This window comes from Arthrobacter sp. V1I7, from assembly GCF_030817015.1.
Classification (GTDB): Bacteria; Actinomycetota; Actinomycetes; order Actinomycetales; family Micrococcaceae; genus Arthrobacter.
In genome coordinates this window covers 3559707-3574831 of record NZ_JAUSYS010000001.1, presented here as the reverse complement: position 1 = coordinate 3574831, position 15125 = coordinate 3559707, and the positions used below count along the sequence as shown (strand labels likewise).

The 15125-nt window shown below is 62.8% G+C and carries 12 protein-coding genes and 1 pseudogene; 4 read left to right on the top strand and 9 right to left on the bottom strand.

All coding sequences use genetic code 11. The features are described from left to right. Positions 1-120: 120 nt before the first annotated feature. Positions 121-990 (bottom strand): ROK family protein, encoded by an 870-nt coding sequence (locus QFZ69_RS16365; protein WP_306912875.1) that lies wholly within the window; start codon positions 988-990, stop codon positions 121-123. Between the two features lie 8 nt (positions 991-998). Between QFZ69_RS16365 and QFZ69_RS16360 the strand changes: the two genes are divergently transcribed. Continuing rightward, positions 999-1229: a helix-turn-helix domain-containing protein gene (locus QFZ69_RS16360; protein WP_306912874.1), complete on the top strand. Its 231-nt coding sequence runs from the start codon at positions 999-1001 to the stop codon at positions 1227-1229. A gap of 210 nt (positions 1230-1439) precedes the next feature. Then, on the top strand, positions 1440-1583 hold the full coding sequence (locus tag QFZ69_RS16355) for a hypothetical protein (protein ID WP_307000281.1): 144 nt from the start codon (positions 1440-1442) through the stop codon (positions 1581-1583). Between the two features lie 42 nt (positions 1584-1625). Here the strand turns inward: QFZ69_RS16355 and QFZ69_RS23380 are convergent. The 6 genes and pseudogenes from QFZ69_RS23380 to QFZ69_RS16330 all read right to left on the bottom strand — a co-directional run. Next, positions 1626-1746: pseudogene (locus tag QFZ69_RS23380) on the bottom strand (IS3 family transposase); the annotation flags it as partial. Continuing rightward, positions 1747-3198, bottom strand: a complete 1452-nt coding sequence (locus tag QFZ69_RS16350; protein WP_373461709.1) for a family 43 glycosylhydrolase — start codon at positions 3196-3198, stop codon at positions 1747-1749. Positions 3199-3303: 105 nt separating this feature from the next. Further along, entirely contained in the window at positions 3304-4320 is a 1017-nt protein-coding gene (gene yjfF / locus QFZ69_RS16345; RefSeq protein WP_306912872.1) for a galactofuranose ABC transporter, permease protein YjfF, read from the bottom strand. Further along, positions 4320-5351: an ABC transporter permease gene (locus QFZ69_RS16340; protein WP_306912871.1), complete on the bottom strand. Its 1032-nt coding sequence runs from the start codon at positions 5349-5351 to the stop codon at positions 4320-4322. Before QFZ69_RS16340 ends, yjfF begins: the two co-directional genes overlap by 1 nt. Further along, complete coding sequence (locus QFZ69_RS16335; protein WP_306912870.1) at positions 5348-6874, bottom strand: sugar ABC transporter ATP-binding protein; 1527 nt, start codon at positions 6872-6874, stop codon at positions 5348-5350. The genes QFZ69_RS16340 and QFZ69_RS16335 overlap by 4 nt, the downstream gene beginning before the upstream one ends. Before the next feature lie 80 nt (positions 6875-6954). Continuing rightward, positions 6955-7938, bottom strand: a complete 984-nt coding sequence (locus QFZ69_RS16330; protein ID WP_306912869.1) for an ABC transporter substrate-binding protein — start codon at positions 7936-7938, stop codon at positions 6955-6957. Between the two features lie 325 nt (positions 7939-8263). Here QFZ69_RS16330 and QFZ69_RS16325 point away from each other — a divergent pair, with 325 nt between their 5' ends. After that, a complete protein-coding gene (locus QFZ69_RS16325; RefSeq protein ID WP_306912868.1) occupies positions 8264-10759 on the top strand; it encodes an alpha-L-arabinofuranosidase C-terminal domain-containing protein in 2496 nt (831 codons plus the stop codon). Positions 10760-11405: 646 nt separating this feature from the next. Here the strand turns inward: QFZ69_RS16325 and QFZ69_RS16320 are convergent. Then, positions 11406-12305: an N-acetylglucosamine kinase gene (locus QFZ69_RS16320; protein WP_306919478.1), complete on the bottom strand. Its 900-nt coding sequence runs from the start codon at positions 12303-12305 to the stop codon at positions 11406-11408. A gap of 44 nt (positions 12306-12349) precedes the next feature. Next, complete coding sequence (locus QFZ69_RS16315; protein WP_306912867.1) at positions 12350-13387, bottom strand: SIS domain-containing protein; 1038 nt, start codon at positions 13385-13387, stop codon at positions 12350-12352. Positions 13388-13506: 119 nt separating this feature from the next. On the opposite strand from QFZ69_RS16315, the gene QFZ69_RS16310 reads away from it, so the two are divergent. Then, a complete protein-coding gene (locus tag QFZ69_RS16310) occupies positions 13507-14790 on the top strand; it encodes an ROK family protein (protein ID WP_306912866.1) in 1284 nt (427 codons plus the stop codon). The last annotated feature ends 335 nt before the right edge of the window (positions 14791-15125 follow it).

The following is a 15125-nucleotide window of genomic DNA, read 5'->3' as shown; positions in this document are numbered from 1 at the left end:
TGGCGCCGAAGTCCCAAGCACAGATCCCTCCTACGTGAAGGAGAGCACCATTGTCGATACCTGCTGCGGGCTCCCACGTTCAGCGTCTGTTCCGCGTAGTGCTTTTTCCTTCCTTGGTTTTCAGGATCCGTCCTTGCGGGGATCGACAGCAGTCAGGGCGAGAAACGCTGCTCCGGTTGCTCCGCCGTAGTCGTCGAGCTTCGTTTTCGCGAGAGTGTCTTTTGGTATCCAGTCCCCGAGCCGACTGAGTGCCTGGGTAACGGTGGCCTTGTAGATGCGGAAGTGGTCGGCGCCGCTGCCGCCCAGGACCACGGCTTGCGGCCTGTAGACGGCAAGTAGCGTGCTGAGGCCGTCGGCGACGGCGAGGCCGAAGTCATGGAAGACTCCGGCTGCTGGCGCCTCTCCGTTATCGGCGAGTGCTGCCAGTTCGGCAATGGCGGCCTGGTCTGTCGGGTCCTTTCCGAGCAGTGACGCTGCCGTCCGCTGAAGTGCCTGCCGCGAAGCGGCTTGTTCCCAACAAGCTTCGCGTCCGCAATAGCAGGGCGGGGTGGGGATGCGGACGGAGATGTGTCCGCTTTCGGGGTGCATGCCGTCGCCGCCGCGCAGCGGCATCCCATGTGTCAGGAGGCAGGCGCCGATTCCGGTGCCGAGTGTGATGTGCAGCAGGCTGGATGCCCCTTGGGCGGCGCCAATGCGCTGCTCGGCGAGAGCAGCACATACGGCGTCATTGTCGGTGACGACCGGTACACCGAAAGCATCAAGAAGGTCGGCGACAATGGGCAGTCCGGTGAATGCCGGCAGCGTATCAGGGTTGCGGATAACTCCGTCCGGGTCCACCGGGCCGCTGGCACAAATTCCGGTGGCCGCGATTTCGCGCCCCCGGGTTACCTGGGCAATGTGGGCGGCGAGAAATTCGGCGGCGGAACCCTCAACGGATGTTTCTGGGGTGGGCACCGTGCGTCGGTCCACTATCTCGTTGCCGGTGCCCATCGCTGAGCATGAACGAAGCAGAATGCTCGAACGGACCCGTGCTGGCCTCGATGCAGCAAGGGCACGCGGCCGCGTCGGTGGACGACCCCGCCACAATGACCGAAGCCAAGATCAAGGCTGCCCGCACCATGTACGCGGACAACGCACCCATCACAGAAATTGCCCAAGCCTTGGGGGTTGGACGGATGAGCGTCAGCAGAGCTCTATCAAAAGTTCAATTGGCAGATCAGGACCATTAGGTCTCCGCGGGACTTGAGTGGACGTGATTCGGATTGCTGTGTAAAGCCCGTCCGCCATCACTGGCCACCCCGAAACCGCCGCCGGGCACGACGGGAAGGTAGCCGCAGACATGGTAGGTGCCGAGGTCGAAGAATCCAATGCCTGGGCGTGGAACCCGCTCTTTCAACAGCGACATCAAGTTAGGCGAATGTCCCGCCGACGCGGCGACCGTGGCCGATGGACGCACCGACGGCCCCTGCGAGGACCCGGCCGTGCACGTTGCCAATGCGCTCAGCGCTGCTCTCGGCTATCCGCTGGCCGAGGCGGCCCCCGCCACGGCCAGCATCAACACGACAACGGAATCAAGTGACTGAACGCTGCTGACAGCGCACCAAAACCGCCGGGCGTTCTCCGTGGTCGAGCCCCTTCAACCGTCTCGCGTTGGAGCTTCATCCGGCCGTACTGGGCGGGCCAGCGATGCCACGTCGAGCCGGCGATCTCGAGATGACGGCAGACCTCATGAAGGGTCTGTCCCGTTCAGGAACCCAGGAAGAACGTGGCCGCTGGCCGTTCGCCCTTGGCAACCTTGGCCAAAGCGAGTACGCCGTGGCGGAGCACCAGGTAGGAGCCTGGCTGGTCGACTGACTCGAAGGAGGCTCCGGCAGCGTCCGAGAGGCCGCTCCGTTTGAGGAAGGCAGAGGAGGACCCTTCCGTGGCCGCGATGTTCACCGTGGACCCCTGCGCCCGGAGGTAGTGGTCTTTGGCCAGGACGGGCTCGATGACCACGGAGTTCTTCTTGGCGTATCCGGATGCGATGCGGAACTGGGATGCGCCGAGGGCGGGAGAGGTGGCAGCGGTGATCACCGTTCCGTCGTGGGCCAGGAAGCTGCCGGTGGCTGAGGCGGGCTCCAGGCGTACGGGGAGCTCGCCGTCGCCTACCGGAACGCCGAAGTCCGGTGTTCCGTCTGGGTTCCAGTACATCCGCTGGACCCGAGCGTGGCGGTTGGGATCGTAGAGCGGATCGCCGGCGATTTCCCGGTAGGACCTGGCGTGGTAAACCAGCATGTCGTTGCCGGCCTCGTCCACGGTGAAGGAGTTGTGGCCGGGCCCATATTGCTTCGAGCCTTCGTTGGTGACAAACACGGGCGTGGGGGTCTTCACCCAGGAATCCGGGCTCAGCAGATCCGCGGTGGCATCGGCCGCCAGCAGGCCCATGCAGTAGTTGGCGTCAGTGGCGCTGGCGGAGAAGGTGACAAAAATCCGGCCGTTCCGCTTGATCACAGCGGGACCTTCGTTCACCTTGTACCCCCGGGTCTCCCACTCCAGCGTGGGAACCGCAATGCGGACCGGGGTGCTGGAAAGCGTTGACGGTGACGACATGGACGCGATGAAGAGGCTGGAGTTCACGCCGGCGTCGCCTTGGGCCCACAGCAGGTAACGCGTGCCCGAGTGCTCGAAAGTGGTGGCATCCAGGGCAAAGGTGTCCGCATGGGTGTACACCCGGATCGGCGGTCCCCAGACCGCTGTAGTAGGATCGGCGTCCTCGGTGGAGATCACGTAGATCCGCACCCGGAAGACGTCCACGCTGTCTCCGGCGGCGAAGTAAATGTGCCATTGGCCGTCGAAGTGGTGCAGTTCAGGAGCCCAGATGTGCCCGCCCATGGTTCCGGTGGCGGGCCGCGTCCAGACGACCGATTCAGGCGCGCTGCCCAGTCCCGCAATCGTGGGGGAAGAGCGCACAATGAGGCGGTTGTACTCGGGTACGGAGGCGGTGAAGTAGTACCTGCCGTCCGTGTGTTTCATCAGCCATGGGTCTGCCCGCTGCGGGACCACCGGATTGATGAGGGGCACCGTGTTGGCGGCGGCGGCAGCGGGCGCCCCAAGCAGGGCTCCGCCTCCGGCGGCCCCGACGGCCAGGGCAGCGGCCGCTGCGGTTCCGGAGCCGAGGAAGGACCGGCGGGACAACTGGCAGTTGACGGAATCATTCATGCTGGCAAGGTCCTTTTGACGTGTGCGGGTGTGCGGGTGTGCGGGCGTGCGGAAGGGGGGAGGGGTGGAACGGGCGGAAAAGGCGGAACGGGCAAGGCGGAACAGTCAGCCGGTCTTCCTCGCGAAGAGCCGCTGCAGGAGGATGAAGACAAGGAGCAGGCCGCCAATGACGATCTTGGTCCACCACGAGCTGAGGGTGCCGTCGTAGGCGATGAACGTCTGGACAATCCCCAGCACCAGAACGCCGACGACGGATCCCAGGACGTAGCCTGTGCCGCCGGTAAGCAGGGTGCCGCCGATGACCACAGCAGCGATGGCGTCCAGTTCCATGCCCTGTGCCGCCAGGCTGTAGCCGGAAAGGCTGTAGAAGGAGAACAGGATGCCCGCGATGGCGGAGCAGAGGCCGCTCAGTGCGTAGACCAGGACCTTGGTGCGGGTTACCGCCAGGCCCATCAGCATGGCCGAGTGTTCGTTGCCGCCGATGGCGTAGACGGTCCGGCCAAAGCGGGTGTGGTGCAGGACGAAGAACGCGATGGCGACGATTGCGAGGGCCAGGAGCACGCCCGGGGAGACAAAAAGGTCTCCGGGGAGCGGTATCTGCGCTTGCGCCATGCCGGTGAAGAACCCCTCGGTGACCGGAATGGAATCGAGGCTGATGACGTAGCAGAGCCCGCGGGCCAGGAACATGCCGGCCAGTGTCACGATGAACGGCTGGATGTCGAAGTACTGGATGATCAGCCCCATCAGGAGCCCCAGCCCTCCGCCGATCATCAGGACCAGGACAATGACGGCCCCTGCGTTCCAGCCTTGCTGCAGGAGCGTGGCGCTCACCATCATGGACAGCGCGACGACGGCCCCCACGGACAGATCGATGCCGCCGGTGAGGATTACAAAAGTCATGCCCACAGCCAGCACTATCAGGAACGTATTGTCGATAAAGAGGTTCAGGAAGACCTGGCCGGAGAGGAAGCTCGGGTACATCGCGGCACCCACGGCGAACATGGCGAGGAACAGTCCCACCGTGGACAGGGTTGGTGCGTAGCGGGCGCCTCCGCGCAGGCGGTTGCGCGCCGGCTTCGGCTTCTTGACGGATGGTTGCGACAGCGTAGACAGCGTGGACATCAGACGGCCACCTTTTCCTTTGCGGCGGGCTTGGGTGCTGCCTTGAGGCTGCGGAGCAGGTTCCGTGCCTTCGGCGCCTGCAGCAGGCACACGGTGAGGACCACCAGCGCTTTGAACACCAGGGTCACTTCGGGAGGGATCCCCAGCGTGTAGACGGTGGTGGTCAGCGTCTGGATGATGAAGGCGCCGACGACGGTTCCCACCAGGGTGTACCGCCCGCCTGCCAGCGAGGTGCCGCCGATTACCACGGCGAGGATCGCGTCCATTTCGATGTAGAGCCCGGCATTATTGGCGTCGGCCGCGGTGACGTTGGAGCTGATCATGAGGCCCGCGACGGCGGCGCACACGGCGCTGAAGATGTAGACGGTCCAGATGATGTTCCGTGAGCGCAGCCCGGCCAGGCGGCTGGCGACGGGGTTGATGCCTACGGCTTCGATCAGTGTTCCCAACGCCGTGCGCCGGGTGAGGACCGCGGCGAGGACAAACACGGCAGCGGTGATCAGGATGGAGATCGGAAGGGTGAAGAAGTAGCCGGCGCCGATGGCCTTGTAGTGGTCGTTGGATACGGAGACGATCTGGCCGCCGGTGATCAGCTGGGCGATGCCGCGGCCGGCAGTCATCAGTACCAGGGTGGCGATGATCGGCTGCACTCCGATGGTGGATACCAGGAAACCGTTCCAGGCGCCCAGCGCCAGTCCGGCGAAGACGGCGATCAGCATGGCGACGGCGGCCGTTACCGGGGAGCCGGGGTCCGGGGAAGCCGCGATGTAGGCGCACGAGGCGGCGCCGGCGATCGCCACTACGGCTCCGACCGACAGGTCGATGCCGCGGGTGGCGATGACCAGGGTCATGCCAAGGGCAATGAGGATGGTGGGGGCGCCGTTGCGCATGATGTCGATCAGGCTGCCGTAGAGGTGGCCGTCCTGCATGCGCAGGCTCAGGAAGTCGGGCCGGAACACCTGGTTGAGCAGCAGAAGTGCGGCCAGGGCCATCACCGGCCATGCCAGGCGGTGTTTGAAAAGGTCTTTCACTTGGTACCTCCGGCGATGACCGTCATGACGTCTTCCACGGAGACGCCGTCGTTAGTGATTTCGGCGAGCATCGCCCTGTCCTTGATGACGGCGATGCGGTCGCTCACCCGTAGGACTTCCTCCAGCTCGGAGGAGATGAAGAGGATGGACATGCCGTCGGCGGCCAGTTGGCTGACCAGTTTCTGGATCTGGGTTTTGGCTCCGATGTCGATGCCGCGGGTGGGCTCGTCGAGGATCAGGAGTTCGGGGCGGGTTACCAGCCAGCGGGCCAGGAGGACTTTTTGCTGGTTCCCGCCGCTGAGGTTCCGGATGAGGGCGTCGGGGTTGGCGGGCCGGATGTCCAGGGCCTTGATGTACTCGTCCACCAGCTCGTCCTGGACCTTCCGGGGAATCCGGCGGACCCAGCCCTTGGTGGCCTGCATGGCCAGCACCAGGTTGTCGCGGACGGTGAGGTCGCCGATCAGGCCTTCCTCTTTGCGGTCCTCTGAACAGAATCCGATGCGCTTGTCGATCGCCGTGCGGGGTGACCGGATTCTCTGGAGCGCACCCTTGATTTTGATGGAGCCTGAGTCGGCTTTGTCTGCTCCGAAGAAGAGCCGGGCAATCTCGGTCCGGCCGGCTCCGAGCAGGCCCGCCAGGCCAACCACCTCGCCGGGCTGGATGGACAGGTCCACGTTGGAAACGGAGCCTTTCCGCCCCAGGCCACGGGCTTCAAGGAACGGCGTCCCGCCGTCGTGGGCGTTGGTAGCCGTCCGGGTCGGTGACTGGTCGAGTTCGGCGAGGGCTTCCAGGTCCTTGCCGATCATCTTGGAGATGAGGTTCATCCGGGACAGGTCCCGGGTCAGGTACTCGCCCACGAGTTTGCCGTTGCGCAGGACCGTCATGCGGTCGGAGATCTCGTAGACCTGCTCCAGGAAGTGTGAGACGAACAGGATGGCGACGCCGCGGTTGCGGAGATCCCTGATGACGCGGAAAAGCTGGCTGACCTCGTCTGCGTCCAGGCTCGACGTCGGTTCGTCCAGGATCAGGACCTTGGCGTTGATCTCCACCGAGCGGGCGATGGCGATCAGCTGCTGGACCGCGATCGAGTGTGTGGACAGCAAGGAGCCAGGATCAATGTGCTCCAGCTGCAGCTCGGCCAGCACCTCCCGGGTCCGGGTGCGTACGCGCTTCCAGTCGATGGATCCGCGGCGGCGTGGCTCACGGCCCAGCAGGACGTTTTCCTCGACGGTGAGATTGGGGCAGAGATTGACTTCCTGGTAGACGGTGCTGATGCCGGCTGCCTGGGACTCTCCCGGGGATGCGAATCGTTTCGTTGCGCCGAGCACGGTGATGGTGCCCGAATCGATGGTGTAGACGCCGGTCAGGGCCTTGATGAGCGTTGATTTACCGGCACCGTTCTCGCCCATCAGGGCGTGGACTTCGCCCTGGAAGAGGCGGAAATCGACGCCGTCGAGGGCCTTAACTCCAGGGAACCCAATAGCTATGCCGGTCATCTCGACGACCGGAACAATCTCGTTCATCCTTGTGTCTTTTCTGTTCTTGGTGTCCCGTGCGGCGGCGGTCATCCGCCGCCGCACGGACGTTCAGGGGCGCCGCTGCGTCAGTAGGGGCGGCTGGCCAGAACCTGCTTGGCCTGCTCCTGCGTGAAGGTGGTCTCCTCGGTGACGACGCGCTCGGGCACGCTCTCGCCGGCCAGGACCTTCTTAGCCAGGTCCATCAGCTGGTCGCCCAGCATGGGGCTGCACTCAACGATGTAGTTGATCTTGCCGTTGCTGAGCGCGGTCATGCCGTCCTTCACGGCGTCGATCGTGATGATCTTGATGTCCTTGCCCGGGACCTTTCCGGCGGCTTCGATGGCCTCGATGGCACCCAGGCCCTCGTCGTCGTTGTGGGCGAAGACGACGTCGATGTCGGCGTTGTTCTTGAGGAAGGCCTCCATGACCTGCTTGCCGCCGCTGCGGGTGAAGTCGCCGCTCTGGGAGGCGATGACTTTCAGCTTGGGGTCAGTCTTGATGGCTTCCGCGAACCCTTCCTTGCGGTCGTTCGCCGGCGCGGAGCCGGTGGTGCCCTGGATCTCGACGATGTTGACAGTGTCGGTCGCGGACTTGGAGTCCTCCACCAGCCACTCTCCGGCCTTCTTGCCCTCCTCAACGAAGTCGGATCCGAGGAAGGTCTTGTACAGCGTCTTGTCCGGGGAATCCACCGCACGGTCGGTCAGGATGACCGGAATGTTGGCATTCTTGGCTTCCTTCAGCACCGTGTCCCAGCCGGACTCCACCACGGGGGAGAATGCGATGACGTCCACCTTCTGCTGGATATAGGAGCGGATGGCCTTGATCTGGTTCTCCTGCTTCTGCTGGGCGTCGGAGAATTTCAGATCGACTCCGGCAGCTTTGGCGGAGTCCTGGATCGATTTGGTGTTGGCAGTGCGCCATCCGCTTTCGGCGCCGACCTGGGCGAAGCCCATGGTGATCTTGTCGCTGCCGGAGCCGCTGACTGTACTGCCGGCACCAGCGGTCCCTCCGCAGGCAGTGAGGGCAAGCAGTGACGCGGCGGCCACCGCAATCAGGGATTTCTTAAACACAACATCCTCCCGGAAGCTTTAGTTACAGGCAGGCGGGAGACTGCAAACACCGCCATTGCTGCAAGTGAGCTGATGCTCTCTGCTGCTTATTGTGAACGCTAACAATTCTGCCGTCAAGCGTCTGCGGTCACATTCTTTTGGGATCGGCAGGGATCCTGAGGATGTTTGCGGTTGCTCTTTACAGAAGCGGGAAGATGGCCAATACTCGAGCACGGTCGACTTTTTGTTAGCGTTAACATCTGTTGGCCCGCTAACCGTTCAATGGAGAAAGGCCGTTCCTTCCATGCCCTCAAAACCGACAATCCCCGTTAGACGGACCTGCTGCATGCTGCTGGCCGGGTCCCTCGCCGCCGCGCTGCTGTCCCTGTCCCCGGTGGCCGGTGCCTACGCCGAACCCGATGCGAACCGGACCATCACCATCGACGCCGGCGCGTCCGGGCCGGCGATCGACTCCACCATGTATGGCGCCTTCTACGAGGACATCAACCAGGGTGCCGACGGTGGCATCTACGCTGAGCTTGTCCAGAACCGGTCCTTTGAATTCAACTCCGGGGACAACGCAGCCTTCACTCCCATGACGGCGTGGGAAACGCTGAAGCGGGGCAGCGACGGAACGGTTGCGGTGGCCGATGACGGCAACCGGCTGAACGAGAACAACCGGAACTACCTCCAAATTGACGCGACGGCTGCCGGCTCCGGAAGCGGTGCGGGCGTTGGGGTGCGCAACAGCGGCTGGAACGCCGGGCAGAAGCTCGAAGCCCACAAGAAATACAACTACTCCGTGTGGGCACGTACTTCGAACCCCTCCGGCTCAACCCTTGCCGTGACGCTGGAGACGCCGGAAGGAACCAGGCTGGACCTCGCCACCATCAAGGTCAAGGGCGATCAGTGGACCAAGTACCAGGTGACCCTGTCGCCCAAGTCCTCCACCGGTGCAGGCCGGCTCGCCACCCTGGTCCAGGGCACCGGAACTGTCCGTCTGGACATGGTGTCGCTGTTTCCGAAGGATACCTGGAATGGCAGGCAGAACGGTCTCCGCAAGGATCTGGCAGAGAAGATTGATGACCTGAACCCAGGCTTCCTGCGGTTCCCCGGCGGCTGCATCGTCAACACGGGAAGTTACGACACCTACTCGGCCCCGAACTACACGCGTTCGCGCACCTATCAGTGGAAGGAGACCATAGGGCCGGTGGAGCAGCGCCCCGCCAACCGGAACTTCTGGGGCTACAACCAGACCTACGGCCTTGGCTACATGGAGTACTTCCAGTGGGCCGAGGACCTGGGCGCCGTCCCCGTGCCCGTGGTGCCGGTGGGCGTGACCGGCTGCGGCGACACCAAACGGGCGCCGGACCAGGCAACCCTGGACCGCTACATCCAGGACACCCTGGACCTGATCGAGTTCGCAAACGGCGACGCCGGCACGGAGTGGGGTGCCAAACGCATCGCATACGGCCACCCGGAACCCTATAACCTGGACCGGATTGGCCTGGGCAATGAGGAGTACAAGCCGGAGTTCAAGGAATACTTCACCCAGTTCTACAACGCCGTCCGTGCGAAGCATCCGGAGATCCAGATCATCGGCAACACCGGCCCGTTCAGCCAGGGCCCGGAATTTGAGGAACTCTCCAGGTTCAACGCGGAGACGGGCGTGGACTTCGTTGATGAGCACTATTACAACGATCCCTCCTGGTTCCTCAACAACAACCACCGCTACGACTCCTATGACCGCAACAGCTACAAGGTTTTCCTGGGCGAGTACGCCTCCCGCGGGAACAAGCCCGAGAACGCACTGGCGGAAGCCTCCTACATGACCGGCCTGGAGCGGAACGCCGACGTGGTCAAGATGGCCTCCTACGCACCGCTGATTGCCAACGATGCCAACACCCAGTGGAGCCCGGACATGATGTTCTTCAACGGCACCTCCGTCCGGACCACCCCCAACTACGAGGTCCAGAAGCTGTTCATGAACAACGTTGGTAGCCGGGTGGTTCCCAGCACGCAGGACAATCCGACCTCTACCGTGGTGCCGATTTCCGGGAAGATCGGACTGTCCACCTGGGCCACGTCCGCCCGCTACGACGACGTGAAGGTCACCGGTGCGGACGGCACCGCACTCTTCAGCGACGACTTCTCCGGAACGGCGGCAGCCTGGACCGGGAACGGCACCGGCTCGTGGTCAATCCAGGACGGCGGCTACGTGCAGTCCAGCACCACCGCCCAGGACACGATGGTGACCGCCGGCAGCACCGACTGGAGCAACTACACGCTCAGCACCAAGGCCACCAAGCTGGCCGGATCGGAAGGGTTCCTGGTCTCCTTTGGGGTCAAGGACACCGGAAATTACTTCTGGTGGAACCTGGGCGGCTGGAACAACTCAAAGTCCGTTGTGGAGAAGGCGGTCAACGGCGGCAAATCGACCATGATCGAGAAGAACACCGTGATCGAGACGGGCCGGGAATACGACATCCGTGTCGAGGTCAGTGGTCGCACCGCCAACCTTTACCTGGACAACGTTCTGTGGGGCACGGTTGACGATAGGCAGGCCGACCCCGTCTACTCGGTGGCCACCAAGGACGAAGCATCCGGTGACACCATCGTGAAGGTGGTCAACACCTCGGCCCAAAAGACTCTGGTGGACATCAACGTGACCGGAGCAGGAAACATCCGCGGCACCGCGGCGGTCACTACCCTGACCCAGACCGCCGACGGGCAGAACATGGCTCCGGCGTCGAGTACCTTCAGCGGCGCGGGAGCCGGATTCACCTACGCATTTGAGCCACAATCGGTGACCTTCATCCGACTGGCGGACACCAGAAAGTAGAAGACTCTAATCACACACCACGGGAGGCTCGGCTGAATCCATCAGCCGGGCGTCTTCCGTCACTGCGGTGAACTCCAGCCCCCGGACGGAAACTGACCTTTCCGATCATTTTGCGAGAACAGACCTTTGGGCCCCATGCTCTGGAAGCTGCTTCTTGTGGCCCGCGCGTCTGGCTCCCGATCTTCGACGAGGTGACCGCCGAGACTGCCGGAACCATGCTGATGGGATCTTAGATCGGCGCGGCGCTCACCGCGCTCGAGCCGCTCCCGGAGGATGAGGGGGCTCTGCCCGACGAGCACGCATTCGAAGCTCTGCGACCTACTGATGCTGCCCCAAACCGCCGGTGACGGTCAGCCGGACAGCTAGACTCGCCTGCAGTGTGGCACTGCTCCCTCAGCCTGCGGGCCGAAGAGGACGCACTGACGTGCGCTATCGGTTGATCTCATTGGATTGTGGCAGGAGGGCCGGTCCTGCCGTCTCCCATGACGTTGACTAGGAAAAGCGATCGTTGGGACCAACGCTGAATCAGCCCCTAATCCTCAAGAAGCTGCTGAGCGGTGAGTAGGCGGTGGATGGCACGGGCCGTTGTAGCTTCGGCGGCGTGGTGCTGATGGATCCACGCCGCCGAACCGGTCGGCTGCCTCAACTACACCAATCTGCCCGATGTCCGCTCCGCCGCGGCAATCCCGGTTTCATTCTCTCCGTCCTTGTGAAGCGTACGGGCGATCACCAGGGCCCCGGCAACCGGAGGTTGATCCAACACGACTGTCGCGGCGTGCGGCTGGGAGGTGGCCAGCAGTGAGCGGACTTTGGCGGCGAATTCCGGTTGGGAAGCGATGACGGAACCGCCGAGGACGATCTGGTCCGCGGCTGCGCCGCGGTTTGCGACGGAAGCTACGAGGTCACTCAGGGAGCCCGCGGCTGCGTTGATCACCCATCTGGCAACGGACGAACCTGTAGCTGAGGCGGCAAATACAGCAGGTGCGAGGAGCGCCCATTGTTCGGGTCGTTCAAGCATGAGCTTCATGCTGACTTCTCCGATGCGGGTAACTCCGGCTGCAGCTGTCAGCGCGGATTCCAATATAGGGTCCCGGTGGCCGCAGTCTGATGCGATGAGAGCTGCGCGGACTGCTTCTCTGACCAGGCCGGTCGCACCACCGTCGTCGCCCACCAGCCAGCCCCATCCGCCGGCTGAGATTCCTTGCCCGTCAGAGGTAGTGCCTACTGCTATAGATCCTGTACCGGAAATAACTCCAATAGCCTCCGGGTGGCCCGCTGCATAGGAAAGCAGATGTGCATCGTTAACGACGCGGACCGGATAGGACACCGTCTCGGCAATGGCCTTTTGGAGGGCATCGCACTGTTCCTGGGTGTCGCATCCATGGGCTCCGACAGCGAGGGCCGCAATGTCATCACTGTGAACGTGTCGGTCCACCAGGTTCAGAAGCACGCGTGCTTTCGTCGCGAAGCTTTCACCTCTCCACGACTGCGTCGGCACCGTTACGTCAGCTGAAAGAATTCCGGAACCGGCGTCGGCGACTCGCACCGCCGTCTTTGAGCCACCGACATCGATTCCTACAACAGAGGTGGTCACAACGTCCCGTCAATGACCTGTCGCACGCTGTCCACCTTTGTGTCGTATCGCGTGAACGCCCGGTCTTCGATGTTCCGCCCGAAGGCGTCAGCGGTGTGCTGAACGAGGCGTTGCATCAACGCCACTTCCAGAACAGCGCGCTGCACGGCACTGAGCTGCGGAATGCGGATAATGGTCGCGGAGGCTGCCACGTCCTCGTCGGTGATCAGCAGGATCGGTACCATCTTTTCCGAAAGCTGGTCAGCCAGCAGACCTTCCCTGGCGCGGCCGATCAGTACATGCGCCGTCTGGGGCCCGGCGCAGTCCATCGGTCCGTGCAGATACGATCTGGTATCCATGGCCATAGAGGGAACGAAGGGGCCCTCGCGGAACAAGAGCGCTCCTTGTTCGGCCGAGGTAAGGTTTGGGGCTGCGGCAACGACATCCACAGTTCCCCGGTCTGCAATTTCGGCGGCAAAGAGCCGAAGGACCTCATCGTTGTCGGCCATGACCTTGTCCGTCAATGGCCCAATATTGTCCCATCCCGCGTCCGTCGTTCCGGTCGTGATCCACTCGGCCACCAGGCCCAGCGCAGCAACGGTCGCCGTAAAGCCAATCGAGGACATGCGGCTGTCAAGCAAGTCTCCGACACCAAGAACCATCCCGGCCTCACTTGCCAGGGGGGAGTCCGAGTTGTTTACTACAGCCATGCGGCGTTCCCGCGGCACGGTCAGCAGTGCTTGAATGGTTTCCCTGCTGCGGCCGCCCTGCGAAATCCCCACGTAGATATCTGCGAGGGAAGTGCCCTCATCGGGGACGTCGGCGCATGCTGAGCGAAAGGCAGCAATGCCGGCTTGGCGCAGGAAGTACACAGGGGTTGCGGCGGCCGCATAACTTGCCCCGATACCGGCGAAAAGAAGGCTTTTTCCCTTCATCGGTTCAGCTGCGCCTGTAGCCAGCCACTCGCGAACTTGCCGAACGGACTCTGTGAGTCCTGCCGATTGTGCGGCGATGCCCTCGTCGAACTTGAGCCATGGTCGGGTAGTGGTTGTCACGTGATCTTCTTTCTTGAGCGGGACGATTAGTTAACCAGATAACCTTACTAACTCGTGCTGGTCAACCCCGAGGAGTATTTTGGAAGGTAAATTAATAAAAAGAAACCATAGGAGCTCGTATGACCGCTTCGCCCATCGAGATTGACCTCACTGACACCGAACGCAACGTGCTATCGGTTGTCCACGCCAAGGGGGAGTGCACACGTCCTGATATCAGTGCTTCCCTGGACGTGTCCAAACCGACGGTAAGCCTGGCCGTTAGCGCCCTGGAGGAAGCTGGGCTGATAGCTCCAGTCCGGGCACGACAGGGCTCGCTGGGTCGTTCTGCAACGGTCTATGCGGTCGCAGCAACGGCGGGATGGCTGCTCGGCCTTGACATAGGCTCTACCCGGGTCAAAGTGCTTGCAAGAGGCCTGGACGGCCGGCAATTGAAGAGCATGAGCGAGAGTTTCGACGGCGCGTCGGGCAACCGCAACAAACAGATCCTGGACTTGGTCAGCAGCTTGGTGACCGAAACGATTCAAGAGTTAACTCCGGTGGCCGGTCCCCTGCGTGCCGTAGGGGCCGCCTTGCCCCGGGTCATTCCTCAATACCTCAATGAGGACTCCGAAAGCGGGACCGTCGGCAGGCCCGCGCTGGCAGAAATCCTTGCAGCCCTCCATTTGGGTGAGGGCGTCCCGGTGCTGCTCGAGAACAACGTTAACTGTGCAGCCCTTGCAGAAATGGAGCTCGGGAGTGCTCAAGCTGTCGATGATTTCGTGTTCCTTCAGGTAGGGGTTCGAATAGGTTCGGGAATCGTTGCGGACCGCAGGGTCGTTCGCGGAGCACGAGGGGGAGCGGGGGAGGTTTCAGCTCTTCCGACCGGATGGCCCGCGAAACCGGAAACCGCGGATCGCTTTGCACTCGAGCACTACCTTGGCGCGAACCAGTTTCTCCACCGGTGGACCTCTACTTGGGACAGCAAATATGGGCCGGCGCCAGCTACGGTGGCCGATCTGTTCGCGTACGCAACCAAAGGCGTGCCCGCTGCCACAGCAGCCTTGGCTCAGCACTCACGGGACATTGGCCAACTGGCTCTGGCCCTGACCGCCGTACTCGATCCAGCCCTCATCGTTTTGGGAGGCGGGGTCGGGCAAAACCCGCACCTCCTGGAAGGAGTCCGAGCGGTGGTTCAGAAGGTCAAACCTGAGGTGCAGGTTACTGCCGGGGCGTTGGGGGAGGATGCCACAGTCGAAGGCGCGGTCGTGCTCACACTTGACCATGCTCTTTCAAAACTCTTGGGACCCAACTACAAACGACGCCTCGATAACCGGACAACCGTGATTTTTGCCCAACACGCATCTTCTAGCGCAGCAACGGCCGTCGCCGAGTCACCCAAGGCACGGGGACTGACTGCAGTCTAGATAAGCGGCGGTGAGCTTGCTTATGCCCTCCGGAAGGGGAACAGAAATCAGCCATTGGGGGAGTAGGAGCACGTTACGTCGTCAAGGTGCCCGGCCATGCACTGACACCCCGTGAGGAGAGGCCGCCCTGCACTCCAGGCTCAGGTCATGCCGTGAAGGAAGAGACGCAGACACTTCCGGAGCTCAAGATTGAGGTTGCCGGTCTCAAGGTGACGCATTTTTGCGCCACCTTCTGCTTTGGCCTGGCGGCCGTATCAGCTGGTCACGGTCTGATTGTCTCGGGGACGGTTGAAAACCGAGCCACCTGTTCCAGGTTTATTCATCCACCTCGACCT

What these genes read in the sequence shown, in the direction of transcription:
- QFZ69_RS16365 (WP_306912875.1), bottom strand. Translation starts at nt 990, where the DNA reads ATGGGCACCGGCAACGAGATAGTGGACCGACGCACGGTGCCCACCCCA.
- QFZ69_RS16360 (WP_306912874.1), top strand. Translation starts at nt 999, where the DNA reads ATGAACGAAGCAGAATGCTCGAACGGACCCGTGCTGGCCTCGATGCAG.
- QFZ69_RS16350 (WP_373461709.1), bottom strand. Translation starts at nt 3,198, where the DNA reads ATGAATGATTCCGTCAACTGCCAGTTGTCCCGCCGGTCCTTCCTCGGC.
- yjfF (WP_306912872.1), bottom strand. Translation starts at nt 4,320, where the DNA reads ATGTCCACGCTGTCTACGCTGTCGCAACCATCCGTCAAGAAGCCGAAG.
- QFZ69_RS16335 (WP_306912870.1), bottom strand. Translation starts at nt 6,874, where the DNA reads ATGAACGAGATTGTTCCGGTCGTCGAGATGACCGGCATAGCTATTGGG.
- QFZ69_RS16325 (WP_306912868.1), top strand. Translation starts at nt 8,264, where the DNA reads ATGCTGCTGGCCGGGTCCCTCGCCGCCGCGCTGCTGTCCCTGTCCCCG.
- QFZ69_RS16310 (WP_306912866.1), top strand. Translation starts at nt 13,507, where the DNA reads ATGACCGCTTCGCCCATCGAGATTGACCTCACTGACACCGAACGCAAC.